This window comes from Synechococcus sp. MIT S9509, from assembly GCF_047303035.1.
GTDB lineage: Bacteria > Cyanobacteriota > Cyanobacteriia > PCC-6307 > Cyanobiaceae > Synechococcus_C.
Map to the genome: position 1 here is coordinate 143,541 of NZ_CP138940.1, position 26,099 is coordinate 169,639.

Genomic DNA, 26,099 nt, shown 5'->3' on the forward strand with positions numbered 1-26,099 from the left:
GGGCCGCCATGGTCGGTGGAGCCTAGCGGGACCCCGGGGTGGGACGCTCATTGCGCCGGTTCTTGCGTGGCGGTTTTGCTCCAGGACTGCTCTTGCCGGTGGCGGTTGATTCACCATCCTTGTCGAGCCGACCGAACACCATCCGTCCGCTTGGGTTTTGCAGGGCTCCGGTGATCACCACACCCCGCCGTTCACCGATGGCGGCCCGGGCGTTTTCAATCACCACCATCGTGCCGTCCTCCAGATAGGCCACACCCTGATGCTCCTCCTTTCCTTCGCGGACGATCTTTAGGTTGAGTTCATCGCCAGGCTGCACTTCTGGACGCAGTGCGATCACCAGCTCGCTGAGGTTCATCACCTTGAGCTCCTTCACTCTGGCCACCTGGGCAAGGTTGAAGTCCGCTGTCACCAGGGTCCCGCCGGTGTCTTCCGTGAGCTGCAGCAGTCGATCGTCCGTGCCTGCCCCGTCGTAGCGGGTCGTGTTGATCACCAGACGTTTGTCGTAGGTCTCTCGCAGGGCATTCAGCAGCTTCAGGCCTCGTCGGCCCTTGCCGCGTTTCTCCAGGTTGTTGGAATCGGCGAGTTGCTGCATTTCATTGATCACCGTCTGGGCCACGATCACCTTCCCCTCCAGCAGACCGCAGCCGATCATTCCCTGAATGCGCCCATCGATGATCACGCTGGTATCAAGGATCTTGGCTGTAGCGGGTGTGAGCACACCATCGGCCACCAGCAGAGCCTCCGTGGAGGTTGGATTGAACAGCCTCAGCAGCGTGCGTCCATGCACCTCGGCCAGGTTGTAACCCAGCACGCCGAAGAACACATTGCTCAGAATCGCCGCCAGCGGCTTCACAAGAGAGCTTGCACCGGCCAGAGGCAGCAACAGAATCGGAGCCAGCAGCAGATTGGCCACCAGCAGCCCGAGGATCAGGCCTACCGCCCGGCTGACCAGAAGATCGGTGGGCATGGTGCGCACCTGATTCATCAGCCGCTGGCGCAGACGGCGAAAGACCAGGCCTGCCACGAGACCGATGACGGCACCCCCGGCGCTCAGGCCCAGTCGCACCTGCTGGGCGTTGGTGTCATCCAGAAGTTCCTGCGGAAGCAGATGCACGCCCATCCAGCCGGTCGCCGTCCCGGAGATCAGGAACAGGATGATGATGAGCGCTTCGACCATGAGGTTGGGTTCTCACTGCCCAGTCCAGTTGCAGGCAGCATGCACCATTCTCTCTCTCCTGGCTCGGGCTGATGACCGCACCCGCGCCCCGCAGCGCCTACGTCCACATTCCTTTCTGCCATCGGCGCTGCTTTTACTGCGATTTCGCAGTGGTGCCCCTGGGGGATAAGGCTGATGCCCAGGGCGGTCCCGGGAGTCGCTCGATTGAGACGTATCTCGAGCAGCTGCTCAGGGAAATTGCACTTTCACCGTCGGGACCGCCGTTGGCCACCGTCTATGTCGGTGGAGGAACCCCTTCGCTGCTGACCCCTGAACAGATCGGGCGTGTGCTCAACACCCTGCGAGCGCGTTTCGGATTGCAGAGCGGGTCTGAAATCACGCTGGAAATGGACCCCGCCAGCTTTGGGCGGATGGATCTCGAGGCCTTGCTGTGCTGCGGTGTGAATCGGGTCAGCCTCGGTGGTCAGAGTTTCGACAACCAGGTCCTGGAGTCCCTCGGTCGCCGTCATCGCCGATCGGATCTGCTGGAAGCCTGTGAGTGGCTCCATGGCGCCGTGGAGCATGGCGCCCTGCGCAGCTGGAGCCTTGATCTGATTCGCAACCTGCCTGATCAGAGCGACGAGGCCTGGGGCGTTCAGCTCGAGCGTGCCGTGGCGATCGGCGCTCCCCATCTCTCCATCTATGACCTCAGCGTGGAACCGGGCACGGTGTTCTCGAAGCTTGAGCAACGCGGTGAGCTGGAGTTGCCTGATGAGGACGGCGCTGCCGATCGGATCGCCGCCACTAGTGAGCGCCTCGCCAGGGCTGGCTATTGCCGCTACGAAATCTCCAATTTCTCCAGGCCAGGACATGCCTCCAGGCATAACCGTGTGTATTGGAGCGGCGCCGGCTGGTGGGCGTTTGGTCTGGGTGCCACCAGTGCTCCCTGGGGTGAGCGTTTCGCCAGGCCCCGAACCCGTGAGGCCTATGGCGATTGGCTGGAGCAGCAGCAAAGGGATGGTCCGCATGCCTCGCTGCTGAGGGAGCTGGCTACGCCGATGAGCCTCGAGGATCGGCTGCTTGTTGGGCTCAGGCGTCGGGAAGGAGTCGAGCTCATGGAGCAGGCCCACGGTTGCGGCTGGTCTCGGGATCGTTGCAGCCGCTGGCTGCCTCAGCTGGAGGCCCGCTGGGCAAGATTTCTTCAAACCGATCTGATGCGGCGCTGCGGCTCCCGCTGGCAGCTGACCGATCCTGGTGGGATGGCCGTCAGCAATGCGGTTCTGGTGGAGCTGGTGGAGTGGTGGGAGGAGGTGACGGCTGACGCTGATCGTCCAGCCAGCTGCGCAAGGCCTTGATCGCAAGACTGCGACCATCCATCCGGGCCCTGCTGAAGGGCGGTTGTGAGTGGGTCAGCCCGAGCAGATCGGCGGTCACGCTCACCTGCCCATCGCAGTCGTCTCCTGCTCCTATGCCGATCACCGGGATCGTCACATGCCGCCTCACCTGCCCTGCAAGTTCGGCAGGTACGTGCTCGAGAACCATGGCGAAGCATCCCGCCGACTCCAGTTCGGCAGCCTGCATCAGCAGGCGTTCCTGGCTGCGTGGATCTTTGGCCTGACGGCGATAGCCAAGGCTGTGAACCGCCTGAGGCAAGAGTCCCAGGTGTCCCATCACGGGGATCCCCGTGCGGACCAGTCGTTCAATCACGGCCAAAACCTCCGGTTCAGCACCCTCGAGCTTCACGCCAGCAGCATCGGTCTGTTTGAGCAGAGTTCCTGCCGCAGCCACCGCTCGATCCAATCCGCACTGGTAACTGAGAAAGGGAAGATCGGTGATCACCAGCGGTTGCTCGGCAAGTGGTTTGCTCAAACCCCTGCAGACCGCCTGGGTGTGCAACACCATCTGCTCAAGCGTGACGGGAAGCGTTGTGCTGTGGCCGAGGCTGACCATGGCGAGTGAATCTCCCACCAGCACCACATCCGCACCCGCGTCCTCCACAAGGGAGGCGCTGATGGCATCCCAGGCGGTGAGCATGGTGATCGGTTGGCCGGTCTGCTTGAACCGGATCAGGTCGGAGGCGCGCAACCGCTCTCTCAAATCAGCGGACTTCCATTGCTAACATTTGAAGCGACTCGGACCTATGCGGTTCAAACGCCCAAACTTGGTCAGAACCGGAAGGCAGCAGCCACACGGGATGCTCTGAACAGGCGTGGACTCCGGGTCACCACAATGGTTGGTTCGCTCCGGCTGCTCAGGAGCAGGTTTGAACTCGGAGCTGACCGGGATCAGCTGTTTGGCTCAACGTCAGGCCGCTGCTGCCGCTGTCTCAGAAATTCAGGAATGCGAGCGCCGGAATCCTGCGATTCAGCAGGAGTGAAAGCTGATGTCGCTGCGCGCGGAACGCTCCTTTCGGTGCGATAGGGCTGACCATTCTCAAACCCTGTGGCGATCACGGTCACGTGAATCTCACCTTCGAGGCGTTCATCCACCACAGCTCCAACAATGATGTTGGCTTCGGGATCGACCACGTCATAAATCACTTCGGATGCGCTGGTCATGTCCTCAAGGGTCATGTCACGGCCACCGCTGATGTTGATCACACAACCTTTGGCACCATCAATGCGCGCAGCCTCCAGCAGAGGGCTGTTGATCGCGGTCTGAGCGGCTTCGATGGCACGGGAACGACCGGATCCGACACCGATGCCGAGCAGGGCAGTGCCGGCTTCGGTCATCACCGATCGAACGTCAGCGAAGTCGACATTCACCAGCCCAGGACAGGTGATGATGTCAGTGATGCCCTTCACGCCCATGCGCAGAACATCATCAGCACTGCGGAAGGCCTCCTGAAGGGGAGCACTGCCGATGGCGTCACGCAGACGGTCGTTGGGGATCACGATCAGCGTGTCAACGTGCTCAGCCAGCCGGGCGATGCCCTCATCGGCCTGGCGCATGCGGCGTCGCCCTTCAAATCCGAAGGGTTTGGTGACGATCCCAACGGTGAGAGCGCCGCTTTCCTTGGCGACTTCAGCAACAACGGGCGCCGCACCGGTACCGGTGCCTCCACCCATGCCGGCAGCGATGAACACAAGATCGGCACCCTGAAGAGCCTGCTGCAGATCGGCACGGGATTCTTCAGCCGCTTTCTGACCGATGCTGGGGTTACCACCGGCGCCAAGGCCACGAGTCAGGGTCTGTCCGAGCTGGACACGGTGTTCCGACGATGATTGCAGCAGTGCCTGAGCATCAGTGTTCAGAACTCTGTAAGCGACCCCTTCAAGGTCGCTTTGGATCATGCGGTTCACGGCGTTGCTGCCACCACCTCCGACGCCGATCACTTCAATTCGGGCGGATTGGGAAGGAAGAATTCCTTCCGAGTCAGGAGAAGGGGACATCTGACCGTTCACCATCTCCATCGTCGGCGTCGAACCACTCAAGTGCGTGTGCATTATGTCCCTGAGAGCGATAATCGCCGAATTCAAATCACACTCGTTGTGGTTTCAGCACTGTGCAACGACCGGTCAGGGTTTGCTGGTTTTCTGTTTCGGGCTTGGTTTCAGCTGTAATTCGGGTTTGGAGGGATCTGAAAGATCGATGCCGCTGCTGGTTTTCCCCCGCAGATTTTCGGGAAGACTGCTGGACAGCAGTGCGATCGTGCGGAGCTGCTGATCCAGCAGCCGCTCATTCGAACCCAGTTGCACGAGGCCAAGCGTTTGCGTGCGCAGGCTGAGGTCTCCATCCGGAGCGATGTGGATCTCACTTAAAGGACTGCCCAGCTGATCGCGTTGCGCCAGCACCGCAGCAATCATTGAGCGCCGGCTAGGAATCCACCCATCTACACGCACTGCACTGGCGGGGGCTTCACCCTGGCGCGCGACGGTGAGCGGCATCCAATGACCTTCAAAGTCGACCATCCCCTGTTCCTTGCCGCGGGCTCCCATTCGGCTCGCAGCCGCCACGGGACGTCGATCCTGCAGCTCGATGTCCAGTCCCGGCGGGACAAGCCGTCGCTTGACTGACACGGACTGCACCGGCAGCTCGGCCTGCAGCCGGCGCTCCAGAAGGCCTGGCTCCAGCGTGATCAATGGGCGTGGGAAGCGCAGGCCTGCGGCTTTGACCACCGCTTCGCTGCCCAGTCGTTCACTGCCCCGCACCGTGAGCTGCTGCTGCGAGCGCAGGCTCCAGCCTGCGCTGAGCAGAACCCAGACCAAGCTGCCTGAGACTCCGCCGAGCAGGAGGATGCGCCAGATCTGAATCAGCCGCTCCCGACGTCGCTCCTGGCGCAGCCTGCGCCGGCGTTCGACTCCCGGAGGCAGGGGAGTGCTGGTGTTGCTCTCCTGTTTGTTGACTTGCGAGCGGGTCATCACAGGTCGCAACGTGCCTTCGCCATCAACTGATCCATCCAGCGGCGGGCCCGTTCCGCATCCGAGAACGGCACATCCATCTGCCGCCCTTCACCGATGAGCCTCAGGCGGCAGCGACCCTGTGATTCGTGGGCCAGTGGTGCATCGCCCGATGAGAGCGACATCAACTCCACCAGCTCGAGCGTCTTGATCACAAATCGGCCCTCATCCTTGAAGCTGCCCGCATGGAAACTGCTCCAGCTCAGCTCACCGTTCTTCAGCCGTGCTGCACCGCAGCCGTCGAGTTTGGCCAGTTCGGATGATTCGCTCCAGACCCGAAACAGATTCTGGCGCCGCCGCTCCAGCCATCCCAGGGACGCCAGCAGCACGAACACCAAAAGCAGCGGAAACCAGAGCAAACCGTGCATCATCGCGGCAGCAGCAGAGGCAGACGGCTCATTCTTGCGCTGTGTTCACCAGCTCCGCCACCAGCTGTGGCAAAGGAACACCGGAGGCCTCCCACAGCGTTGGATACATGCTCTGGGATGTGAAGCCCGGCAGGGTGTTGATCTCATTCAGCCAGATCTGGTCATTGGCCTCGTCATAAAAGACATCCACACGTGCCTGGCCATAGGCGTGAACGGCGCGGCAGGCATCGAGGGCCATGGCCTGAATGCGTTGGCTGACTGAATCGGACAATGGCGCCGGGATCAGGGTTTGACTGCGTCCTTCGGTGTATTTGGTCTCGTAGTCGTACCAGTCGGCATCAAACCGCACTTCACCCACCACGGAAGCTCTCAGATCCTTTCGCCCCAGCACGGCACATTCAAGTTCCCGGGCCTTGACGCCCTGTTCCACCACCAGACGCGGATCGAGTTTCGCCGCCAGCTGCAGGCCAGCCAGCAGTTCCTCGCGATGACGAACTTTGCTGATCCCCACGGATGAGCCGAGGTTGGCGGGTTTCACGAAGCAGGGATAGCTGAGCTCCTCTTCCAACCTGTTCAGCAGGCGTTCGAGCTGCTGCGGGTTGTTGAGATCAGCCGCGTTGATTCCCAGATAGGGAACCTGGGGAATCCCGGCAACGCTGAAGGCTGCCTTCATGGCCAGCTTGTCCATGCCGACTGCGGATCCGAGCACGCCGGAGCCCACGAACGGTTGCTGCATCAATGTGAACAGACCCTGCACCGTGCCGTCCTCCCCATTTGGTCCGTGCAGAACCGGATACCAGACATCGATACATTCGGGGTCCAGGGGCAACTGGCGCAGCCCTCTGGCAGGAAGCGGCTGAGGCAGCTGTTCATTGGTGAGTGCCGAGCCTCGCTCCAGCACGTTTCTGGCGATGGTTTCCGGCCACCAGCGCCCTTCGAGGTCGATGTAGACAGGAGTGACCAGGAACCTTTCGCCTTGGCTGGCATCGACCAGAGCCTTGATCACTGTTGAGGCGGACCGGATTGACACGTCGTGTTCACCGGATGCCCCTCCGAACACCACGCCAACGCGGATCTGGGAAGTCGGCATGGGGGAGCAAGCTTTACAACGGTCTGCGCCGAAAGGTATCAGCCGTGCACAGGAGTGCCACTGAGAGAGAAGGAACGAACCGCATCGATGCGAACCTGAACCAGATCGCCAGGTTCCCAGCGACGCCCATCAGAAGCTTCCGCACTGAAGAACGTCAGGCGATTCGTGCGGGTGCGTCCCATCAGCTGCGTCGGGTCCTTGGGGTTGATGCCCTCCGCCAGCACCTCTTCGACCCGGCCGGAGTAGCGACTGTTGCGTTCTTTGGCGCAGCGCTCCACCAGGGCATTGATCTCCTGCAGACGAGCCACTTTCACCTCCTCGGGAAGCTGGTTGTCCCAGTCCGCCGCTGGGGTATTGGGCCTAGGTGAGTAGGCGGCCGTATTCACCAGATCAAAGCAGATCTCCTCAATCAGCTTCAGGGTTCGTCTGAACTGGGCATCGGTTTCGCCGGGGAACGCAACGATCACATCGGCGCTCAGTGAGGCCTCAGGCATGCGTTCACGGATGTGGTCGATGATCCTGCGATAGCGCTCAATGGTGTAACCGCGGGCCATCGCCTGCAGCACGTCGTTGTCTCCGCTCTGGAAGGGGATGTGGAAGTGCTCGCAGAGCTTGGGGAGATCGGCACAGGCATCAATCAGACGCCTGGTGAAGTAGCGGGGATGGCTGGTGGCGAATCGGATCCGTTCAATTCCTTCAACGTCATGGACGTAATGGAGCAGGTCCGTGAGTGTGTTTTTGCGCCGTCCTTCTGCAGTGATGCCAGGCAGATCACGGCCATAGGCGTCGATGTTCTGCCCCAGCAGAGTGATTTCCCGGTAACCCTGCTCCGCCAGTCCCTCCATCTCCAACTTGATGGCGTCAGGCAGCCGCGATTGCTCCTTGCCGCGCACGGAAGGCACGACGCAGTAAGTGCAGCGTTCGTTGCAGCCATAGATCACATTCACCCATCCGCAGATGCTGCTGTCGCGGCGAGCGGTGGTGATGTCTTCAAGGATGTGATGCTCTTCAGTCGCCACCACCTGCTGACCGGCGTCAACCTGCTGCAACAGTGTTTCCAGTCGATTGGCGTGTTGCGGCCCCATCACCAGATCCAGTTCGGGCACGCGCCGCAGCAGTGATGCACCCTCCTGCTGGGCAACGCAGCCCGCGACCACAAGTTTGAGATGGGGATTGATGCGTTTCCGGCGCGCCTGGCGCCCGAGGTAGCTGTAGACCTTCTGTTCAGCGTTGTCGCGGATCGTGCAGGTGTTGTAGAGAACCAGGTCGGCATCCAGCTCAGCGGTGGCTTCCCGATAGCCCATCGACTCAAGAATTCCTGCCATCCTTTCGGAATCAGCTTTGTTCATCTGGCAACCGAAGGTGGTGATCCAGTAGCTGCCCCGCTCCAGGCCTGGCAGTTGAGTGGTTGAGGCAGAGGCGGTGACGGTCAAGGCGGAGGGCCGTCCGATGGACCGCCGGCGATGGAACCTTCCTTCAGTGTGGTTCACAGAGGTCCTGTGTCACCTTGAAGTTCGGTGCGCACGTTGGATGGGCTGGACTCTGCGTCGGTTTCCGCTCACCAAGGCGGTTCCGCTGGCCATCAGCCGTGGCACCACCTCTGCGGTGGAACGGCTTGAACTGTGCCTTGATCATGACGGGATCATCTCCCGGGGGGAAACCGGTGGTCTGGATACAGGTCACCGCTCCTATGGGTTGGAGACCATCGAGGCTGAACTCCAGAGCTTGCTGCCCGACCTCAACAGGATTGATCCTGCCAACAGAAGCGTTTGTGATGAACTGCTGAGCAGCCTGTCTCCACCAGCAAGATGTGCTGTGGATCTGGCGCTCTGGGATTGGTGGGGTCAGTTGTTGCAGCAACCGGTCTGGCGGTTGTTCAGCCTGGATGGCAACTGCGCTGTTGCAACGAGCGTCACCCTCGGTCTGGCTTCGGTGGAGGGAGTTCAACAGCGGCTGGAGCGCTGGTGGAAGCAACTGCCGGCCACCCGCATCAAGCTCAAGCTGGGCAGCCCAGACGGGCTTGATCACGACAGGGCACTGCTGGAGAGGGTGGCGTCGATGCTGCAGGCCCGCACGCAGGCCACGGGGGTGGTCCACGAGCTTCAGGTCGATGCCAATGGCGGCTGGACCGTGCAGCAGGCCACAGAGATGCAGTCATCGCTCATGGCTGCTGAGGTTGTTCTGCTGGAGCAACCGATTGCTGCAAGCCTTGATCCAGAGGAGGATCTTCAGGGTTTTGCGGCTTTGCGAGAACACTGCACTCTGCCGCTTGTGGCCGACGAAAGCTGCTGGGATCTCCAAGACCTGCTGCGCCTGGCTCCCCATGTCGATGGGGTCAACCTGAAGCTGCTCAAAACCGGAGGACTGACGGAAGCCTTGCTGATGGCAAGGGTGGCGAGGCGACTGGATCTTGATCTGATGGTCGGCTGTTATTCAGACAGCGCATTGCTGAACGGGGCGGCATGTCAGCTGTTGTCGCTCATCCGGTGGCCCGACCTCGACAGTCATCTCAATCTTGTTGACGACCCTTTTCAGGGGCTATCACTCGATCAAGATAAGTTGTCGCCGCCATCAGCTGCCGGTCTGGGGATCAGCCGCGATGCACAAGTTCAGGCTGATTGACTGACTTCCTGCTCTGCAAGTTCCCGCAAATACCTTCGTCTTTGTGGTGATTCGTAGCCAGTGATCTGAAAGGTCTTGACAGCCTTGCCAGGCTTTCTCCACTCCCTTTGGGGAGCTGTTTCTCTTCGATTCATTTGAATTCGGCTTATCGGTTCTCGCGCAGTGGACCCTTTTGGGCTCTTCGGCGTTAAGTCATTATTGCATGGTTTTCAGGAATTCGCATTCGGGACTGTTCTGTTGCTGCGACGAACAGTCAATTCAGTTTGAAATTGTCTTGCAATTCATTGATCAAAACGACTGGCTCCGACGGCTCGATCGTCGTGGGTGTTGTTCATTCGCTGCATGAAGTCTGTTGTTCATGAGTCCTGCTGTTCATGAACAATTTTGTTTGCAGGCAATGTCTGCAGGGGGTTGGAGCAGATTGCTGGAGCAGCGCCTCTCGGAAATGCGTTGCTCAAGAAAGCTGCTCATCGGTGCAATTCTTGGTTTCTTTAAGAGGTCTGATTGGACTGCGCCAGGCTCAGTCGATCATGGCTCTCCAAAAGTCTGTTGTGTAAGCAGCTTCACTCACTGCCGATGCAGCGGACTTCTGGTTCCAGAACGTTGTTCAGAAGCCGGCAAAATGAAGTAGTGCCTCCAGGGTGGCAAGGCCTAAAAGGAATGTCGCACCCAGAAAACTTGCCTCTTTCAGTCCTTTGGACATGAGCAGTGCCTCCAGAGAAACGCAGCCTTTTGAATAGAACATTAATCTGCCCAGCTGCTCGATATTCCTGAAAACACAAAAGTATTTTTTGGCGGTGAATGACAATCAAGTTTCTACAGTGTTCTGTGTCATTAATTCCCGAAAACCTGCTTTTGGGCCGTCTGTTGACACAAAAGATCGTGACTTTTCATTGAGTTATTGTTTTTTGTTGCGTGGCGGTGGAGTTTCTCAGAGCAGAAATCCGATGCGTCTTGTCGTTGATCAAGTTTCAGCGTCTGTCTTTGCATCCTTGCTGCACCTAGAGCTCGACCGGCGTTGCTAGATCCAGGTTCAGCTCCGGGCCCGTTCGTTTGAGTCTTGAATCCGTCACTCAATGCCCTGCAGGCTTCGCTACTTTGCCGCTGGTGCTGATGCAGCACGGGGGTCTGTCGTCTCTCACGGGCAAAACCGGACTGGCGATGTTGCGCCATCGAGCTGGCCCGATTGTGGCCGTCATCGATCCTGATCATGCAGGCCAGCGGCTTGACCTCGTGACGGGGATTGCAAGGTCAGTGCCTGTGGTGCGCAACCTGGCCGAAGCACTTCCCCATGGACCAGCGGCTGCTGTGATCGGTCTGGCTCCTTCAGGGGGTGGATTACCCGATGTCGTGAGAGACGATGTGTTGGCGGCACTCCAAGCCGGTCTGTCTCTCGCCAGTGGTCTGCACAGTTATCTGAACGATGACCTGGAGCTGCAGGCAGCGCTGCACCCCGGTCGCTGGATCTGGGACCTGCGTCGTGAGCCGATCGGACTCGGCGTGGGTAAAGCCCGCGCTGCGGGACTCCCCTGTCAGCGCATCCTGGCTGTGGGAACGGACATGGCTGTCGGCAAAATGAGTGCCTGTCTGGCTGTGCATGAAGCTGCCGTTCGCGCAGGTGTGTCCTCCGCTTTTGTGGGGACCGGTCAGGCGGGAATCCTGATTAGTGGTCAGGGGGTCCCGCTTGATGCTGTGCGGGTTGATTTTGCCGCCGGTGCCGTGGAAACAGCAGTGCTTTCGGCTGCGCAGGCACTGCCGCCGGAGGGTCTGGTGCTTGTGGAAGGTCAGGGTTCGCTCTGCCACCCCGGTTCCACGGCCACCCTGCCGTTGTTGCGGGGAAGTCAGCCAACGGCGCTGATGATGGTGCATCGCGCTCGGCAGTCGACCATTGAACGGCTGCCGGATATCCCCTTACCGCCTCTGGAGCAGCTTGTTGCGATCTGCGAATCGCTGGCAGCCATCGCCCGGCCTGCCGGCAGCCCCGCAGGCCCCAAGGTGCGTGCACTGGCACTGAACACCGCACGACTGGACGATCAGGAGGCTTCGGAAGTCGTCGAGCAGTACGGCGAACGTCTGGGAATTCCCTGCAAAGATCCCATCCGCCATGGAGCGGAAGAGCTGCTTCAGGCGTTGATGACCTCTTGAGCAGGAAGGCTGCTGAATGGGGTGAAAGGGCGAGCGAGGGGATTCGAACCCCCGAATAGCGGCGCCACAAGCCGCTGCCTTAACCACTTGGCGACGCCCGCCGCGTCAGTAAGAATCTATCAATTCGCCCTGCAGTCACACCCGCATGTCTTCGCCTCGATGGCGCTGGCCTTCAGCAACAGTGGCAGCAGCTGTGCTGGTCGTGGCAGGAAGTGGTGCTGCATTGTTCCTAACCAATCCCACAAGGGCGGATTACAGGGTTTTTGCCGGAGAAACACTGGTGAAGCTGGCCACCAAGGAGATCTGCGAGCGTCAGACCCTGCCGATGGTGCTTCAGCTCTGGATCAGTGACTGTCCTCGCTTGATCGCTGACCAGGAGCAGACGCTGGCCTTGCTGGCCGACCAGTTCACCCGTCGCTGGAATCTTGGGCTGGCCAGTGTTTATGTCACGACTGTCGGTGGTCAGAACCTCTTGCCTGCCCTGAGGCTGCCGCGCTACTCAGTGACCTGCCTTGGGCTTGCAGGGCAGTTCGTTGTGCTCAAAACCGGCTCGGAGGCCGGCAAACTCGAATGAGCCCAGCACGGTTGCGTTGTCATCAGGTGAACTGAGAGCCCGCTGTCCCCGCTCACTGCTCGATCTGGGTTCCGAGCCGTCTGCCACAGCTGGTGAGGATGGGCTGATTCCCGTTGAGCTCACCTGGTCCGGCAGCAGGATCCAGTCTGTGAAGGTGATGTCTGAGGCCACGGGTCTGGTGCTGCCCCGACTGGTGGAACCCCATGCCCATCTGGACAAGGCCTTCTCCTGGAATGACTACCCCAATCCGGCGGGAACGTATTCAGGAGCACTGGCGGCCAACTTCAGGGAGCACGAGACACGAACGGCAGCAAAGGTTGAGCAGCGTGGAGAGCGCTGTTTGCAACTGGCCTGGCAACACGGTTTACGAGCCGTGCGCAGTCACATCGACAGCCTCGGACCCGGCGCGCACTGCAGCTGGGAGGTGCTCTCCGATCTGCGCACTCACTGGCGTGAACGCATTGAGCTGCAGCTGGTCGCTCTGGTGCCGATTGAGCACTGGTCAACGGCCGAGGGGGAGCACCTGGCTGCTGCTGTGGCCAAGGTGGACGGACTGATCGGCGGTGTTCTGGTACCCCCCTGCAGAGGACGGGCCACGCGCCGTGCTCTGCGTCGTCTGCTGGAGCTTGCGGATCGACACGGATGCCCGGTGGATCTGCACATTGATGAAGCAGCCTCCCAACCTGCGGAGGGCGTCCGCCAGTTGTTGCGAGTGCTTGAAAGCATGACTGTTTCGGTGCCTGTCACCTGCAGCCATGCCAGCAGCCTGTCGCTGCTGTCAGCGGGTGCACTACGGCGGCTGGGAACGCGCATGGCGCGCCAGAACCTGCAGGTGGTGGCACTGCCGCTCACCAATGGCTGGTTACTCGGTCATCGCGACAACGAAACTCCGCTGTGCAGGCCGCTGGCGCCGATCCGTCAGCTGCAACGCGCCGGAATTCCTGTGGCTGTTGGAGGTGACAACGTTCAGGATCCCTGGTATCCAGGCGGGCAGCTTGATCCCCTGGCACTGATGGCCATGAGCCTGCCGCTGGCTCAGCTCGCACCCTGGGATGACCATGGCCTGAAGCCCTTCGGAACCGATGCGACGGGTCTGATGGGTCTGGATTGGGACGGACGATTGCGCGCCGGAGCACCGGCGGACCTGATTCATCTGCCAGAGGCTGGCTGGCCGGAGTTGCTTGCGATGGCTTGCCGACGCCGGGTTCTTGCCGGTGGAGATTGGGTGCAGGATGAGGCGTAGCGCCTTCAAGACCAACTGATGCTTCCCGATGCCCTGCGAACTGAGCTGTCGGCACTCCCCGGCCTCAGGTTGTTGACGCAGCCGGAGGAACTGGAACGGTTTTCCCGCGATGCCTATGACTACTCGCCTGTGCTTCAGCAGCGTTTGGCCCATTGCCGGGCGGAGCTGGTCGTCCGGCCGGACACCGTTGAGGCGGTGGTTGGTGTGGCATCGGCCTGCCGGAGGCATCGCGTTCCTCTGACCCTGCGTGGATCGGGCACGGGCAATTACGGCCAATCCGTGCCTCTCGAGTCCGGTGTGGTGATGGTGATGACCCAGCTTCGGGCGGTACGTTCCATTGATCCGCTCAGCGGTGTCGCCGTGGCTGAGTGTGGATGTCTGCTGAAGGACCTCAACCAGGAGCTGGCTGGTTTTGACCGTCAGTTGCGTCTGATGCCGAGCACCTGGCGCAGCGCCACAATCGGTGGGTTCATTGCCGGCGGTTCGGGAGGCATCGGCTCCGTGCGCTGGGGGTTTCTTCGCGATCCCGGGCACCTGCTTGGGCTGGAGGTGGTGACCATGGAGCCAGAGCCGCGCGTTCTGCAGCTTGAGGCCAGTGATGCCGAGGCGTTGAATCATGCCTACGGCACCAACGGCATCATCACGGCACTGCGGCTGGCCACGGCACCCCGTGTTGACTGGCAGGAAGTGGTCGTGGACTGTCCGGATTGGACGACGGCCGTTGAACTGGCAAAACGCTGCAGTACAGCGGCCATCGATCTGCATCTCTGCTGCGTTCTTGAAGCAGCCGTGGTGGAGTTGCTGCCCACGTGGGATCTGCCCCCGCGCCCTTCTGATCGCCTGTTGCTGTTGGTTGCTCCCGATGCCGTCAGTACGGTTCAACGGCTGGCGACGGGGGTGGGGGCTGTTCTGACCCATCTCGGGGCCGAGGCCGATCGCCAAGGCAATGGTCTGCGGGAGCTGAGCTGGAACCACACGACGCTGCACCTGCGTCAGCGCGAGCCGGACTGGACCTATCTGCAGATACTCCTTCCCCAACCGGAGATCGATTGTCTGGACACGCTCAAGCAGAACTGGGGAGAGGATCTGCTCTGGCACCTTGAAGCTGTCAGGCAGCAGGGAGTTCAGCGGCTCGCATCACTGCCTCTGGTGCGCTGGCGTGGCCCTGAAGCATTGGAGCAATTGATGCAGCAGTGCCGAGATCTCGGCGCGCTGATCTTCAATCCGCATGTGCTCACCGTGGAAGGTGGCGGTCTCGGCGTGGTGGATGGGGATCAGGTGGCCACCAAGCACCGTTACGACCCCGCGGGACTGCTCAATCCGGGAAAACTTGGGGGGTTCAGCAGTTGAGGCTGTCGCGGGTGGAGACACCCGTGCTGGGATTCACGCCTTCCGCGACCTGGCAGAGCCGGCGCTGATCGTCCCGGTCCAGCAGAGCGTCGCTGAAGTCAGCGCCTTCCACATCGGCTCCTGCAAAGCTGCTGCCCGCGGCGATCACTCCGATCAGGAGAGCATCGCGCAGATCAGTGCGCGTGAAGTCGGCCCGGTCCATCAGCGAATCGCTGAGGTCAGCTCCATGAAAATCAGCCTCGGCGAAAGCTCCCTGCGTGAAGATCGCTCCATGCAGGTTGGCGCCGCTGAAATCAGCACCGCGCCCAACCGCTCCGGCAAAGGAGGTGTTGGTCAACTGCTGGTCATGAAAGTCAGCGTCGCTTTGATTGGTGAGGGTGTAATCCACCCGGTCCTGAAACAGTGCCCTGTCCTGGAGGCCCACTCCCGCAGAGGTATCAAGGGCTGACGCAGCAAGCGGTGTCAGCCAGGACACCACCAAGGCGAGTACAGCAATCAGCTTGAGCAGCGATCTCATGGTTCCAGCGAGGCGCTTGACGATCACTCTGCCTCCACTATGCCGTTTTCCATCAGATGGCCGATCAGATACAACGATCCTGCGATCACCGGGGCGGATTCGGGCCAGCCCTGGTCAAGCAGGTCATCGAGCGCCTGGAGAGCACTGTTCGCTGATTTCAGTTGATGAGCCTTCACTGGCAGTGCTTGCCGCAGTTGCTCCAGGCTCCAGCTGCGATGGCCTGGCACCGGCACAATCCAGGCTTCATCTTCAGATCCGAGCAGCTGTTGCAGCATCTCAGGAGCCTGTTTCTGTGCCTGGATCGCCAGGATCCAGATCTGCCGCCTGCCTGCGGCTGACCAGAGGCAGCGTTCCCTCGCCAGCACGATGGCGGCAGCTGGATTGTGTGCTCCGTCCACGCGCAGCCTGCGGCCCCGCCAGCGCATCCATTGCAGGCGACCGGGCCAGCGTGCAGCGGCGAAGCCTGAACGGATGGCTTGGTTTGAGATCGGCTCACTGCGTGTGCTCATCCACTGCAGTGCGGCTTCAGCCACAGCGCCGTTGCGTTTCTGAAAAGCCCCTGACAGGCCCAGGGTCCAGCTTTCATCCAGGGCATCGACCCACTGCAGGGTGCCGTTCATCTTCTGCACCTGTTGTTCGAGCACCACAGACACCTCCGGTTTCTGGGTTGCACTGATCACGTGAGCACCCTCACCGATGGCCGCGGCTTTCTCTGCAGCAATGGCCTGGAGGTTGGGGCCCAGATGCTCGCGGTGGTCCATGCCGATCGATGCCACCGCAATCAGGGGTCGCAAGCTGTGGGCAGTGGTGGCATCCAGCCGGCCTCCCAGCCCTGCTTCGAGAACCAGCCAGTCGGGTTTCCGGGATTCAAAGTGAAGCAGTGCAGTGCAGATCAGCTGCTCAAACGGTGTCAGGCGGCATTGGTCCGTCACCGGTCGCAGCTGCTCGAGCCTCTGTCGCAGGTCTGTAATGGCGATCAACTGGTCGTTGATGCGGATGCGTTCACACCAGCTCACCAGGTGGGGTGATGTGGTCAGGCCTGAGCGCAGTCCGGCCTCCATCAACCCATGGTGGATCAGGCAGGCGATGGATCCCTTGCCGTTGGTGCCCACGACCTGAACGGCAGGAATTGATTGCGCAGGTCGCTGCAGCTGTTCCAGAGCATTCATCATCCTGTCCAGCGACAGATCCATGCCACGCACGTCAAAGCGAGGCAGCAGATCACTCAGTTCGTGAGCTGGATGGCCAGGCCGAGCCACTCAGCTGATGCGGCTCAGGGCTCGTTCAAGCCGCGTCAGCAGCGCCTGGATCTCTCGGGCGTTGATCACCAGAGCGGGCACCATGCGCACCACCTGAGCGCCTGCGGGCACCACAAGCAGCTGTTCCTCCAGGGCTGCCTTGACAACGTCCAGAGCGGTGATTCCACAGTCCTGTCTCAGGACCAGGCCCTGAATCAGCCCCCAGCCACGCGAGCCCTCCAAAGCATCAGGGAAATGTGCCACGAGCCTGTCGAGGCCTGCATGAAGCTGGGCGCCCCGTTCGCGCACATTGCGCAGCAGATTGCGCTTTTCAATTTCGCTCGCCACCGTCAGACCGGCCTGACAGGCGAAAGGATTGCCGCCGAAGGTGCTTGCGTGGTCGCCGGGTTCGAAGACATCGGCGTGTTGTTGCACCAACAGTGCTCCCACGGCATGCCCTCCGCCCAGTCCTTTGGCCAGGGTGAGTGCATCAGGGCGAACGCCAAGCTGTTCATAACCCCAGAGCGAGCCGGTTCGGCCCATTCCCACCTGCACTTCATCGAAGATCAGCAGGATGTTGCGTTGATCGCAGTGCTTGCGAATGGCCTTCATGACCTCGGGATCACCAGGATTCACGCCTCCTTCCCCCTGAAGGGGTTCGATCAGCACTGCTGCCACGCGAGGACCATGCTGTTCGAGGCGCTCGAGCAGCTGCTCGAAATCAGCGAGATCGTTGTACCGGAAGAATTCGAAACCCTCCACCATCGGTTCAAATCCTTGGTGGTACCTGGGTTGTCCAGTGGCGCTAACGGCTGCGAGGGTGCGTCCATGAAAGCTTGCAGCAGCCGTGATGATCACGGGGCGTTCAATGCCTCGATGCAGATGGCCGTGTTTCCGAGCCAGCTTGATCGCTGCTTCATTGGCTTCAGCGCCTGAATTGCAGAAGAAGACGCTGTCTGCGCAGCTGTTGCTGACCAACCACTTCGCCAGTGCTTCCTGTTCAGGAATTTGGTAGAGATTGGAGACGTGCTGCAGCTTACGCAGCTGTCCGCTGAGAGCCTTGCGCATGGCTCTGTTGCTGTGCCCCAGCGTGCAGGTGGCGATGCCAGCCACGGCATCGAGATGGCGACGGCTTTTTTCATCCCAGACCCAACAGCCTTTTCCGCGCTGGATGGAGAGTGCGAAGCGGTTGTAGGTCCCCATCACCGCCTCGGACGGGCGCGCTGGCTCCACCATGGGTTGTTCAGGGCTGTTCCCTGGAGGCGTCAAGGACATTGTCATTGTCTCTCAAGGCACTGCCCACTTGGTCATTGTGAGCTCAATCCTGTTAGGGACCTTGAAGATCAATAGGAGCGGTCGGACTTGAACCGACAAACCCGAAGGCGGCGCATTTTGAGTGCGCTGCGTCTACCAATTCCGCCACGCTCCCGCATTTTGAGTTTAGTGGATGCAGTTCCGGGAAGCGTTTCAGGAAGAGTGCCGTTCCAGTGACGCTCCGCTGGCCGTGAGTTTCGCCTCAATGCCGGCGTAGCCGCGGTCGAGATGGTTCAGCCCACTCACCTGCGTTCTGCCCTTGGCCACCAGGCCTGCAAGCACCATGGCGGCAGAAGCGCGCAGATCGGTGCCGTTCACAGGCGCTCCACTGAGGCAGGGCACACCCTCAACCACAGCTGCGTTGCCCTGGACACGGATGGCTGCACCCATGCGCTGCAGCTCTGCAACATGCTGCATGCGGTTCTCATAAATCTTTTCGGTGATCACGCTTGTGCCCTCGGCTGTGGCCAGCAGGGACATGAACGGTGCCTGAAGATCGGTCGGGAATCCTGGGAAAGGTTGTGTGGTGATGTCAGTCCCTTTGATGAGGCCGGGTGTGATGACGATGCCATCACCATCGATCTCGAGATCGCAGCCGCAGTCGCGCAGTTTCTGAAGAACGGAGCTGAGGTGATCAGGAATCAGGGGGGCGACGCGTAATGTCGAGCGAGTGATTGCTGCAGCCAGCAAAAAGGTACCGGCTTCAATCCTGTCCGGAATCACCGTCCAGTCGCAACCGTGCAGCCGCTCTACACCTTCAACGGTGATGGATGGACCACCTGCACCACTGATGCGGGCCCCCATGGCATTCAGCAGGTTGGCCAGGTCCTGAACTTCAGGCTCCTGAGCAGCGTTTTCAATCACACTGGTCCCTTCCGCCAGGCTTGCGGCCATCAGAATTGTTTCAGTGGCGCCGACGCTGGGGCAGTCGAGAACGATCGAGGCACTGGTGAGGCGATTGCGTCCTCCTGCGACTGAGGCTGACACCACGCCATGGTCAACGCTGACCACAGCGCCGAGAGCTTTTAGGCCGCGGATGTGTTCCACAACAGGACGCGCGCCGATCCGACATCCTCCGGGCAGGGGGACCCTGGCATGACCCATGCGAGCGAGGATCGAGCCGATCGCGAAAAAGCTTGCTCTGAGACCGTTGACCAGTTCGTAGGGAGGTTCAGCGCTGGTGAGCTTGGAGGCCTGAAGCTGGACTGTCTCACCACTGCGCCGAACTTTCACGCCCATCGAGACCAGGATGCTCTCCATGCCATCGATGTCGGTCAGAGGAGGGACATTGTTGAGAGTGAGTGTGTCCTCCGTCAGCAGAGACGCGGTCATCAGAACAAGGGCGGAATTCTTGGCGCCGCTGACGCGCAATTCTCCATGCAGCTTGTTTCCGCCCTGGATCTCAAGATGAGGTTTGAGAACGTCTTGAGACGCGGGCGCCGCGGCTGCCATCCCTGTTATTTCTTGCCGAATGCTTATCTTGACGACTATGCCTGAGACCGTCTAGACGGCCGGCCCCCAAACTGTCTTGGCGAATCTCACGTTGTCCGAGTGCCGATGTCGTATGTTTCACGGGTCGCTTTGCGACGCACGCCAGCGGATGTGGCGGAATTGGTAGACGCGCTAGTTTCAGGTACTAGTGGCAGCAATGTCGTGGGAGTTCAAGTCTCCCCATCCGCATCAAATCAGTTGATAAAACTGGGGTCTTCAATAAGGCGAGCTTGTCGGTACACAGTATGTATCTTTTGGCGATTGCCAGATAAAGTGCAATGCTATTTATTACTCTTAATCAGACTTCCTATCCTTAATAATATTGATGGCCAGTCGTATCAGCTAGGCACGCTAACGAACAGTCTTGTGACAGTGGAGAAGAGTTGAAAGTTCATCAGTCGTTGCCTTGGCTGGTGTCTCGCCGAGTCTTGTCTAATCTTGTATCAAATGTATTGGTTGCAACCCTTTGCACTATCGGGATCAGGTTGTGTTGTTCCTCAAAGCCAACAGATCGCGTGTGAGATTGAGAGGCCGCTCTCAATAAGGATCTGTTGTTGAGAATAAGTCAGGACTGCTGTTGGTAAGTATTTATTATTGCTGCCCAGCTCTCAGCCCGGTCGGATCAGCTAATTGCCTTGACTGGTAAGCAGTAATCATCCTTCTCTAGAAGCGCTTTCTGCATTTCTGGGGCTGTGCAGAAGGCGCGGGGGTTCGAGCTGGGCCAAGGCCAATGGAAAGGCCCTCAGATAGTTTTGTTGAACATTGATGGCAATTGACCAGGGCTAAGAGTGATCATCAACAGGCTGGGTGAATGAACAAAGAACAGTATCTTAGATATGTCATCATCCTGGCGATTGCTGCTGCAGTAGTCATTTTTAATCAGCAAAAGAACAAAGAATCTCCTAATGGAATGCAATCTTCGAAAGATATAAGAAGCGAATTGAAATCGTAGAGCATCGTCTTAATATTTTGCCAAATACGATCTTTATTGGTCAAGCCGTTTCCAGGATTGCCTTGATGAAACCTTTGCGTTATGGGTTCACCCAGCCTCTGCAGGAGATCAGGCTGTGCTCTTTGTTGATTAGTATTTGGTTGAAATTGCAATTATCTTGCAGAGGCTTTATTATCAGATTCAGTCTGTGAAAAAGGGAGCTGGGGCCAATCGTTATCTGTCCCAATCAGTCTTTTTCCATGTCTTTTTGGTTGTGAATACCAGTAAGCTGGTGGCGGCGGACACGATTGCTATTGAAAGCAGGATTTGCAGAAATGAATTGGTAATGGCCAGTCTTGTGAAGATATAGCTGATTAAAAAGTAACTGCCGATGAAAAGGACTGTTCCAATAAGTATGTAGTTCCCCATTCTTGCTTCTACTCCAAACATCGTCATGGCTAGGACTTGATGATTCAATCAAAGATAGTCAGAAAATATGTTGTGAGCCACGTCTGGCCTGCATTCCACTGATGGGCCGCTTGCGTGTACATCCAACACTGCCGCCCGGTTCGTCCTGAAAGTGCAGGCTTGCCCGTCAGGCTCTCTGCTGCGTGGATTGCTGTTGCACACAGATTGAGCGGTTTTTTGTAAAAATCCATGCGACAGCTACATTGAAAAAAACACGTTCAATCAATGCGGAAATTATCAGTATTCCTTCTAGTGCTGGGGCTAATCAGTTGCAGTAACCCATTGCAGACTTACGGAACAAAGCAGGAAGCGGAAAGCGCTTGCAGTCAATGGGAAAGTGAAGAAAAGAAGCTGTTTGAGGTTAAATACATTGAGTGGGGAGAAGAAGAGGATTGGGTCAATAAGCCAGCGGTTAATGTAGACAGCGTCATCACGTCTCGCTATTGCTTGGAAGAAGATAATACGAGCCAGATTATTGGTTTTGAGAATGGAGAGATTCAGAATGAAACTTTTGAAGATGCAGACGGAAAGCGTGGTGAGTGGAAGATTGTAGAGCATTTTCATTACAAATAAAGCTTTTCATCTGCTTGGGTTAATCTTTTGCCAGCAGATATTTCCTGCTTTTCTTGCGAAGCAGAGAAAAATTGGCAGAAGCTAAGTGAAGCTTTAGTTTTTATAGTGCTATCAAGATGTTGGTAAAATGTTTATTTGCCTCGAAAATATGCTGTAGCCCTGAAAGAGTATAGACAGTAATAGTGAGCAGGACTATCTTGAGCAGAGAAGGCTTTAACCGTTGCCCATGATTGTTCTGAAGATCTCCAACTCATCAGAGGTTGTGGCATCAAAAGTGGGAAAGTTTCTGGAAGCTCTCACTCCAGACAAGGTTGATCAGGCCGCAGTCGAAGATCAGGTCATCAAGAAACTGGTTGAGAACCTCTCAGCCGAAGGAATCAAGGGAGAAATTGCCTCAGTCAACGGTGTTGATATTGAGGGCAGCGAACTCAGCCTTCACGATGGATTGAAAGTGCGCAAGCACACCAGCTTCTGAGGTGAACGAGGTTCAAGGATCGGGCGTTGATCTGATCACCAGTCGTCGAAATCCCCTTGTTCGGCGTCTTCGCTCTCTGGCGACGTCCTCGGGACGTCAGCAGGACGGTCATCTCCTGCTTGAAGGAACCCATCAGGTCCAGGAACTGCTGTCGCAGCCAAGACGGAACGCCGATCCTGTCAAGGTGATCGCCACACCCGCCTGGCTGAATTCGCATCAGCATCTGATTGATCGGCTGGCGGATCAGATCGCTCTTCAGCCGATGGCTTATGAAGCCCTCAGAGCAGCCCTGTCAACGGTTAACCCCGACGGTGTTGCCTGTTTGTGGCCGATCGCCCGGCTGCCGGTGTCCGCTGAAGCCCCTTCGTTTGTGCTGGCGCTCGATCGCGTGCAGGACCCCGGCAATGTGGGCACATTGCTGCGCACCGCATTGGCAGCCGATGTCGAAGAGGTCTGGCTTGCGGCCGGCGCTGATCCTCTTGCTCCAAAAGTGGTGCGATCCGCTGCCGGAGCAGTGCTGCGCCTGCCGCTCAAGCGGCTGGGTCCCACCGATGCAGTCGGCGTTGAGCAGTTGACCGACATGCTCAACGCAGCCCGTGATCGTGGCATTCAGGTGGTGGCGGCGCTGGTGCCTGATTCAGGGGCTGGAATGCCCGTGATTCCCTATTGGCAGCTGGATTGGTGCCGACCCACCGTGTTGCTGCTCGGCAATGAGGCGGCGGGGCTGCATCCATCGCTGCAGGCCTGCTGCAGCCACGGGGTCACACTTCCGCACAGCAGCCAGGTTGAGTCCCTCAACGTGGCCTCTGCAGCAGTTCCTCTCCTTTTGGAACGCCGGCGGGCGACAATGACTGTCTCCATGCAGCTTTCCGGGTGAGCGACGCCAGTTTCGACTTCGATGTGATCGTGATCGGTGCCGGTTATGGCGGTTTCGACGCGGCCAAGCATGCCGCTGATCACGGCCTGAAGGTGGCGATCGTTGAGTCACGCGACATGGGCGGAACCTGCGTCAATCGCGGTTGTGTGCCCTCCAAAGCTCTGCTGGCCGCCTCAGGCCGGGTGCGGGAACTTGCCGATGCCAAGCACCTGTCCAGTTTCGGTATTCATGCCGCACCCGTGCGTTTCGAACGTCAGAAAATCGCTGATCACGCCAATGATCTGGTGGCAGCGATCCGCAGCAACCTCACCAAGACCCTTGAGAGGGCTGGTGTCACCATCATCCGCGGTCAGGGACGTCTGGATGCTTCACAGAGGGTCGGAGTCCGTGAGATCAGTGGTGTCGACAGGACTCTCTCGGCTCGTGATGTGATTATCGCCACCGGGTCCGATCCTTTCGTTCCGCCCGGTATCGAAACGGATGGACGCAGTGTGTTCACCAGCGATGAGGCCGTGAACCTGGAATGGCTTCCACGCTGGATCGCCATTATCGGCAGCGGGTACATCGGTCTGGAGTTCGCCGACGTGTACACCGCGCTCGGATGCGAGGTGACCATGATCGAGGCCCTGGACCGGGTGATGCCCACTTTCGATCCAGACATCGCCAAGCTTGCCGCTCGCAAGCTGATTGACAGCCGCGACATCGATGCCCGCTCCGGCGTGCTGGCCAAGTCAATCAAGCCAGGCTCACCCGCTGTGATCGAGTTGGTGGATATGCAGACCCGTGAACCCGTTGAGACCCTGGAGGTCGATGCAGTGTTGGTTGCCACGGGTCGTGTTCCCAGCAGCAAGGGGCTCAATCTCGAGGCCTTGGGTGTTGAAACCAACAGGGGATTCGTCCCCATCGACGACGGCATGCGCGTTCTTGCCGGTGGCCAGCCGGTGTCTCACCTGTGGGCTGTCGGTGATGTGACCGGCAAGCTGATGCTGGCCCACACCGCCGCTGCTCAGGGCACGGTGGCGGTGGACAACATCCTTGGCCACACCCGTGAGATCGACTACCGCAGTATTCCTGCAGCCACGTTCACACACCCGGAAATCAGTTCCGTCGGTCTCAGTGAAGCTGATGCCAAGCAGCAATCAGCCGATCAGGGTTTTGAGCTCGGAGTGGTTCGCAGCTACTTCAAGGCCAACTCCAAAGCTCTGGCCGAACTGGAGAGTGATGGTCTGATGAAGCTGCTCTTCAACAAGCTCACCGGTGAGGTTCTCGGAGCTCATATTTACGGTCTTCATGCCGCCGATCTGATTCAGGAGGTCTCCAACGCGGTGGCCCGTCGTCAGAGTGTGCGCCAGCTGGCCACCGAAGTGCATACCCACCCGACCCTCAGCGAAGTCGTTGAAGTGGCTTACAAGCAAGCCGCCGCCTCCCTCACTGCCGCTGCCTGATCCCACCCCGCAATTCCTTACATGGAGATCCGTCGTCGTCCGCCCAACCCCAAGGTTCAGGTCGCTCATCTCGAATATGCAATTCCTCATCAGGAGAGTGAGCCTCGCAACATCCTGGAGAAAATCGTCTGGGAGAAGGATCGGGAAATCGAGGTCGCGCGTCAGCGCATGCCGCTTGCTCAGCTGAAAGCACGTGTTGCTGAACTGCCTGGCTCAAGAGATTTTTTGGGAGCTCTGCGTTCGGCTCCGGTTCTTCCAGCCGTGATCGCTGAGGTCAAAAAGGCAAGCCCCAGCAAAGGGGTGATTCGTGAGGATTTCGATCCCGTGGCGATCGCACGCTCCTACGTGGCCGGTGGTGCCAGCTGCCTGTCTGTGTTGACCGACAAGACCTTCTTCCAAGGTGGTTTTGATGTGCTGGTCGCCGTGCGGGAAGCCGTGGATGTGCCGTTGCTCTGCAAAGACTTCATCCTCAGCCCCCACCAGCTGTATCAGGCACGTGCCGCCGGCGCTGATGCAGCACTGTTGATCGCCGGCATTCTCACGGATCAGGATCTCACCTATCTGCAGAAAGTGGCCGCGGCGATCGGACTCACGGTTCTGGTGGAAGTGCACGACGAGCAAGAACTGCAGCGGGTTCTCGCTCTTGGTGGTTTCCCATTGATTGGAGTCAACAACAGGGATCTCACCAGTTTTGAGACCGACCTCTCCACCACAGAGCAACTGGCCAAACAGTTTGAAAACGACTTGAAGGCCCAGGGCGCGTTGCTCGTGAGTGAGTCGGGTCTGTTCCTGCGAGCGGATCTCGATCGTGTGCAAACTGCCGGTGCTGCCGCGGTGTTGGTGGGAGAAGCACTGATGCGTCAGGAGAATGTTGAGCAAGGTCTGCGCACACTGATCTCCGGCTGAGTCACTGCCGCTCTGATCTTCCCCCAGGCGAAGCAATCACAGCGGTCGCCACTCCGATCACACTGTTCAGCGGTACCTTTCCGAACTGTCGGCTGTCAGTGCTGGCTGCAGGGTTATCGCCCCTGAGCTCAAGCCAGTCACCGTTCGATTGCCAGACACGTTTTGTGAGCACCAGATTGGTGTCATTGGGGTGACGGCAGATCACCACACTTCCGGGTGATGGAGATTTGCCGCTTTTCGGCAACATCTTCACAAGCAGGCGTTGTCCGGGGGGAAAACTCGGCAGCATTGAGTTCCCCTCCACCTGGAAAAGTCTTCGTCTCCCCAAAAAAAACAGCAGCAGGTCCTTGAGACCCGCCGCTGGCAGTGGGGTGTTCACAGGGGTTCACCCAAATGATGAGGCACTCAGGATGCGGTGACCCAGGCGTCGTTACGCCCTTTCGACTTCCAGAACATGCCATGGATTTTTTCAACGGCAGCCATCAGCTCCTCCGCTTTGCCCTGATCGATGTTGACCTTGCAGGCACTGCAGAGCTTGGCTGCTTTCCAGAATGTGTCATGCAGATCGGGGAAGGTGGCCAGATGATCAGGCTTGAAATAATCCGTCCAGAGGATCATCAGCTCTTTCTTGGCCTTGGTGGCCTCCTCTTCCTTGATCGCCACGTAGCGGGAAAACGTGTTATTGTAGGTGGCAAGGGCAGCCGCGTCGCCTGCCGCTGGAGCCTCGATGGCCTTGAGCTTCTTGGTCATCGAAAGAACAGCTTCCGCTGCAACTCGCGCTGAAGCCGGGTCATAGACCCCACAAGGACCGTCGCAGTGGGCTTGTGCTGCTTCAGCTGGTAGTGCGCGAAAGATGGCTGAGAGTGCCGTGCGGAACATGTGGGTGGATGGTCAACTACCGTTCTCTCAGCCTAAC

The 26,099-nt window shown here is 59.0% G+C and carries 25 protein-coding genes, 3 tRNA genes and 1 other RNA gene; 13 read left to right on the forward strand and 16 right to left on the reverse strand.

Going from position 1 to position 26,099, the window contains the following annotated elements; translation table 11 throughout:
* Positions 1–22: 22 nt before the first annotated feature.
* A complete protein-coding gene (locus SIB73_RS00790) occupies positions 23–1,177 on the reverse strand; it encodes a PIN/TRAM domain-containing protein (RefSeq protein WP_413403663.1) in 1,155 nt (384 codons plus the stop codon).
* A gap of 71 nt (positions 1,178–1,248) precedes the next feature.
* Between SIB73_RS00790 and hemW the strand changes: the two genes are divergently transcribed.
* Positions 1,249–2,511 (forward strand): radical SAM family heme chaperone HemW, encoded by a 1,263-nt coding sequence (gene hemW / locus SIB73_RS00795; protein ID WP_413403662.1) that lies wholly within the window; start codon positions 1,249–1,251, stop codon positions 2,509–2,511.
* Here hemW and panB read toward each other — a convergent pair.
* Positions 2,423–3,241: a 3-methyl-2-oxobutanoate hydroxymethyltransferase gene (gene panB / locus SIB73_RS00800; RefSeq protein ID WP_413403661.1), complete on the reverse strand. Its 819-nt coding sequence runs from the start codon at positions 3,239–3,241 to the stop codon at positions 2,423–2,425. The genes hemW and panB overlap by 89 nt on opposite strands.
* A 44-nt stretch (positions 3,242–3,285) precedes the next feature.
* On the opposite strand from panB, the gene ffs reads away from it, so the two are divergent.
* Positions 3,286–3,382, forward strand: an RNA gene (gene ffs, locus SIB73_RS00805) — signal recognition particle sRNA small type.
* Between the two features lie 59 nt (positions 3,383–3,441).
* Here ffs and ftsZ read toward each other — a convergent pair.
* The 5 genes from ftsZ to miaB all read right to left on the reverse strand — a co-directional run bounded on the left by ftsZ (position 3,442) and on the right by miaB (position 8,447).
* Entirely contained in the window at positions 3,442–4,602 is a 1,161-nt protein-coding gene (gene ftsZ, locus SIB73_RS00810) for a cell division protein FtsZ (protein WP_413403660.1), read from the reverse strand.
* Between the two features lie 72 nt (positions 4,603–4,674).
* A complete protein-coding gene (locus tag SIB73_RS00815) occupies positions 4,675–5,517 on the reverse strand; it encodes a cell division protein FtsQ/DivIB (RefSeq protein WP_413403659.1) in 843 nt (280 codons plus the stop codon).
* The gene (locus SIB73_RS00820) at positions 5,517–5,927 is read right to left on the reverse strand and encodes a hypothetical protein (protein ID WP_413403658.1); all 411 of its coding nucleotides are present in this window, start codon (positions 5,925–5,927) and stop codon (positions 5,517–5,519) included. The genes SIB73_RS00815 and SIB73_RS00820 overlap by 1 nt, the downstream gene beginning before the upstream one ends.
* 25 nt (positions 5,928–5,952) lie before the next feature.
* Positions 5,953–7,014 carry a D-alanine--D-alanine ligase family protein gene (locus SIB73_RS00825; protein ID WP_413403657.1) on the reverse strand — a complete coding sequence of 354 codons (1,062 nt, stop codon included), beginning with the start codon at positions 7,012–7,014 and terminating at the stop codon, positions 5,953–5,955.
* A gap of 38 nt (positions 7,015–7,052) precedes the next feature.
* Positions 7,053–8,447, reverse strand: coding sequence for a tRNA (N6-isopentenyl adenosine(37)-C2)-methylthiotransferase MiaB (miaB, locus tag SIB73_RS00830; protein WP_413403656.1), 1,395 nt, complete (start codon positions 8,445–8,447; stop codon positions 7,053–7,055).
* Between the two features lie 97 nt (positions 8,448–8,544).
* Between miaB and SIB73_RS00835 the strand changes: the two genes are divergently transcribed.
* Complete coding sequence (locus SIB73_RS00835) at positions 8,545–9,636, forward strand: dipeptide epimerase (RefSeq protein ID WP_413406546.1); 1,092 nt, start codon at positions 8,545–8,547, stop codon at positions 9,634–9,636.
* 607 nt (positions 9,637–10,243) lie between these two features.
* On the opposite strand, the gene SIB73_RS00840 is transcribed toward SIB73_RS00835, so the two are convergent.
* Positions 10,244–10,444, reverse strand: a complete 201-nt coding sequence (locus SIB73_RS00840) for a hypothetical protein (RefSeq protein ID WP_413403655.1) — start codon at positions 10,442–10,444, stop codon at positions 10,244–10,246.
* A gap of 305 nt (positions 10,445–10,749) precedes the next feature.
* On the opposite strand from SIB73_RS00840, the gene SIB73_RS00845 reads away from it, so the two are divergent.
* Positions 10,750–11,781 carry a DUF1611 domain-containing protein gene (locus SIB73_RS00845; RefSeq protein ID WP_413406544.1) on the forward strand — a complete coding sequence of 344 codons (1,032 nt, stop codon included), beginning with the start codon at positions 10,750–10,752 and terminating at the stop codon, positions 11,779–11,781.
* A 28-nt stretch (positions 11,782–11,809) separates the two neighbouring features.
* On the opposite strand, the gene SIB73_RS00850 is transcribed toward SIB73_RS00845, so the two are convergent.
* Positions 11,810–11,882: transfer RNA gene (locus tag SIB73_RS00850), tRNA-His, on the reverse strand.
* A 44-nt stretch (positions 11,883–11,926) separates the two neighbouring features.
* Between SIB73_RS00850 and SIB73_RS00855 the strand changes: the two genes are divergently transcribed.
* The 3 genes from SIB73_RS00855 to SIB73_RS00865 are packed head-to-tail and all read left to right on the forward strand — an operon-like array spanning position 11,927 to position 14,948.
* Entirely contained in the window at positions 11,927–12,355 is a 429-nt protein-coding gene (locus tag SIB73_RS00855) for a DUF4359 domain-containing protein (protein ID WP_413403654.1), read from the forward strand.
* Between the two features lie 16 nt (positions 12,356–12,371).
* A complete protein-coding gene (locus SIB73_RS00860; RefSeq protein ID WP_413403653.1) occupies positions 12,372–13,598 on the forward strand; it encodes an amidohydrolase family protein in 1,227 nt (408 codons plus the stop codon).
* An 18-nt stretch (positions 13,599–13,616) separates the two neighbouring features.
* Positions 13,617–14,948: an FAD-binding oxidoreductase gene (locus tag SIB73_RS00865; RefSeq protein ID WP_413403652.1), complete on the forward strand. Its 1,332-nt coding sequence runs from the start codon at positions 13,617–13,619 to the stop codon at positions 14,946–14,948.
* Here SIB73_RS00865 and SIB73_RS00870 read toward each other — a convergent pair.
* From SIB73_RS00870 to murA, 5 genes are all read right to left on the reverse strand, one after another.
* Complete coding sequence (locus SIB73_RS00870) at positions 14,938–15,465, reverse strand: pentapeptide repeat-containing protein (protein ID WP_413403651.1); 528 nt, start codon at positions 15,463–15,465, stop codon at positions 14,938–14,940. The two genes, SIB73_RS00865 and SIB73_RS00870, sit on opposite strands and share 11 nt — an antisense overlap.
* Positions 15,466–15,488: 23 nt before the next feature.
* On the reverse strand, positions 15,489–16,658 hold the full coding sequence (locus SIB73_RS00875; protein ID WP_413406542.1) for a bifunctional folylpolyglutamate synthase/dihydrofolate synthase: 1,170 nt from the start codon (positions 16,656–16,658) through the stop codon (positions 15,489–15,491).
* A 66-nt stretch (positions 16,659–16,724) separates the two neighbouring features.
* Entirely contained in the window at positions 16,725–17,939 is a 1,215-nt protein-coding gene (locus SIB73_RS00880) for an aspartate aminotransferase family protein (protein WP_413403650.1), read from the reverse strand.
* 111 nt (positions 17,940–18,050) lie between these two features.
* A tRNA-Leu gene (locus tag SIB73_RS00885) sits at positions 18,051–18,132 on the reverse strand.
* A gap of 38 nt (positions 18,133–18,170) precedes the next feature.
* Positions 18,171–19,469: a UDP-N-acetylglucosamine 1-carboxyvinyltransferase gene (gene murA, locus SIB73_RS00890; RefSeq protein ID WP_413403649.1), complete on the reverse strand. Its 1,299-nt coding sequence runs from the start codon at positions 19,467–19,469 to the stop codon at positions 18,171–18,173.
* A gap of 144 nt (positions 19,470–19,613) precedes the next feature.
* Here murA and SIB73_RS00895 point away from each other — a divergent pair.
* The 6 genes from SIB73_RS00895 to trpC all read left to right on the forward strand — a co-directional run bounded on the left by SIB73_RS00895 (position 19,614) and on the right by trpC (position 25,183).
* A tRNA-Leu gene (locus SIB73_RS00895) sits at positions 19,614–19,697 on the forward strand.
* A gap of 1,492 nt (positions 19,698–21,189) precedes the next feature.
* On the forward strand, positions 21,190–21,480 hold the full coding sequence (locus SIB73_RS00900) for a hypothetical protein (RefSeq protein WP_413403648.1): 291 nt from the start codon (positions 21,190–21,192) through the stop codon (positions 21,478–21,480).
* Positions 21,481–21,706: 226 nt separating this feature from the next.
* On the forward strand, positions 21,707–21,955 hold the full coding sequence (locus SIB73_RS00905) for a hypothetical protein (RefSeq protein WP_413403647.1): 249 nt from the start codon (positions 21,707–21,709) through the stop codon (positions 21,953–21,955).
* A gap of 1 nt (position 21,956) precedes the next feature.
* On the forward strand, positions 21,957–22,832 hold the full coding sequence (locus SIB73_RS00910) for a TrmH family RNA methyltransferase (RefSeq protein ID WP_413403646.1): 876 nt from the start codon (positions 21,957–21,959) through the stop codon (positions 22,830–22,832).
* Positions 22,829–24,277: a dihydrolipoyl dehydrogenase gene (gene lpdA, locus SIB73_RS00915; protein ID WP_413403645.1), complete on the forward strand. Its 1,449-nt coding sequence runs from the start codon at positions 22,829–22,831 to the stop codon at positions 24,275–24,277. Before SIB73_RS00910 ends, lpdA begins: the two co-directional genes overlap by 4 nt.
* Before the next feature lie 21 nt (positions 24,278–24,298).
* Complete coding sequence (gene trpC, locus SIB73_RS00920; protein ID WP_413403644.1) at positions 24,299–25,183, forward strand: indole-3-glycerol phosphate synthase TrpC; 885 nt, start codon at positions 24,299–24,301, stop codon at positions 25,181–25,183.
* Position 25,184: 1 nt separating this feature from the next.
* Here the strand turns inward: trpC and sodX are convergent, their stop codons facing one another.
* Together sodX and sodN are read right to left on the reverse strand one after the other, a co-directional pair.
* Positions 25,185–25,562, reverse strand: coding sequence for a nickel-type superoxide dismutase maturation protease (sodX, locus tag SIB73_RS00925; protein ID WP_413403643.1), 378 nt, complete (start codon positions 25,560–25,562; stop codon positions 25,185–25,187).
* A 26-nt stretch (positions 25,563–25,588) separates the two neighbouring features.
* Entirely contained in the window at positions 25,589–26,062 is a 474-nt protein-coding gene (gene sodN, locus SIB73_RS00930; RefSeq protein WP_413403642.1) for a superoxide dismutase, Ni, read from the reverse strand.
* Positions 26,063–26,099 lie beyond the last annotated feature (37 nt).

Bases quoted from the DNA above. Each gene is read 5' to 3' on its own strand.
- SIB73_RS00790 (WP_413403663.1), bottom strand. From the start codon at position 1,177: ATGGTCGAAGCGCTCATCATCATCCTGTTCCTGATCTCCGGGACGGCG.
- hemW (WP_413403662.1), top strand. From the start codon at position 1,249: ATGACCGCACCCGCGCCCCGCAGCGCCTACGTCCACATTCCTTTCTGC.
- ftsZ (WP_413403660.1), bottom strand. From the start codon at position 4,602: ATGCACACGCACTTGAGTGGTTCGACGCCGACGATGGAGATGGTGAAC.
- SIB73_RS00815 (WP_413403659.1), bottom strand. From the start codon at position 5,517: ATGACCCGCTCGCAAGTCAACAAACAGGAGAGCAACACCAGCACTCCC.
- SIB73_RS00820 (WP_413403658.1), bottom strand. From the start codon at position 5,927: ATGATGCACGGTTTGCTCTGGTTTCCGCTGCTTTTGGTGTTCGTGCTG.
- SIB73_RS00825 (WP_413403657.1), bottom strand. From the start codon at position 7,014: ATGCCGACTTCCCAGATCCGCGTTGGCGTGGTGTTCGGAGGGGCATCC.
- SIB73_RS00835 (WP_413406546.1), top strand. From the start codon at position 8,545: ATGGGCTGGACTCTGCGTCGGTTTCCGCTCACCAAGGCGGTTCCGCTG.
- SIB73_RS00845 (WP_413406544.1), top strand. From the start codon at position 10,750: ATGCAGCACGGGGGTCTGTCGTCTCTCACGGGCAAAACCGGACTGGCG.
- SIB73_RS00855 (WP_413403654.1), top strand. From the start codon at position 11,927: ATGTCTTCGCCTCGATGGCGCTGGCCTTCAGCAACAGTGGCAGCAGCT.
- SIB73_RS00865 (WP_413403652.1), top strand. From the start codon at position 13,617: ATGCTTCCCGATGCCCTGCGAACTGAGCTGTCGGCACTCCCCGGCCTC.
- SIB73_RS00870 (WP_413403651.1), bottom strand. From the start codon at position 15,465: ATGAGATCGCTGCTCAAGCTGATTGCTGTACTCGCCTTGGTGGTGTCC.
- SIB73_RS00875 (WP_413406542.1), bottom strand. From the start codon at position 16,658: ATGGATCTGTCGCTGGACAGGATGATGAATGCTCTGGAACAGCTGCAG.
- SIB73_RS00880 (WP_413403650.1), bottom strand. From the start codon at position 17,939: ATGGTGGAGCCAGCGCGCCCGTCCGAGGCGGTGATGGGGACCTACAAC.
- murA (WP_413403649.1), bottom strand. From the start codon at position 19,469: ATGGCAGCCGCGGCGCCCGCGTCTCAAGACGTTCTCAAACCTCATCTT.
- SIB73_RS00905 (WP_413403647.1), top strand. From the start codon at position 21,707: ATGATTGTTCTGAAGATCTCCAACTCATCAGAGGTTGTGGCATCAAAA.
- trpC (WP_413403644.1), top strand. From the start codon at position 24,299: ATGGAGATCCGTCGTCGTCCGCCCAACCCCAAGGTTCAGGTCGCTCAT.
- sodN (WP_413403642.1), bottom strand. From the start codon at position 26,062: ATGTTCCGCACGGCACTCTCAGCCATCTTTCGCGCACTACCAGCTGAA.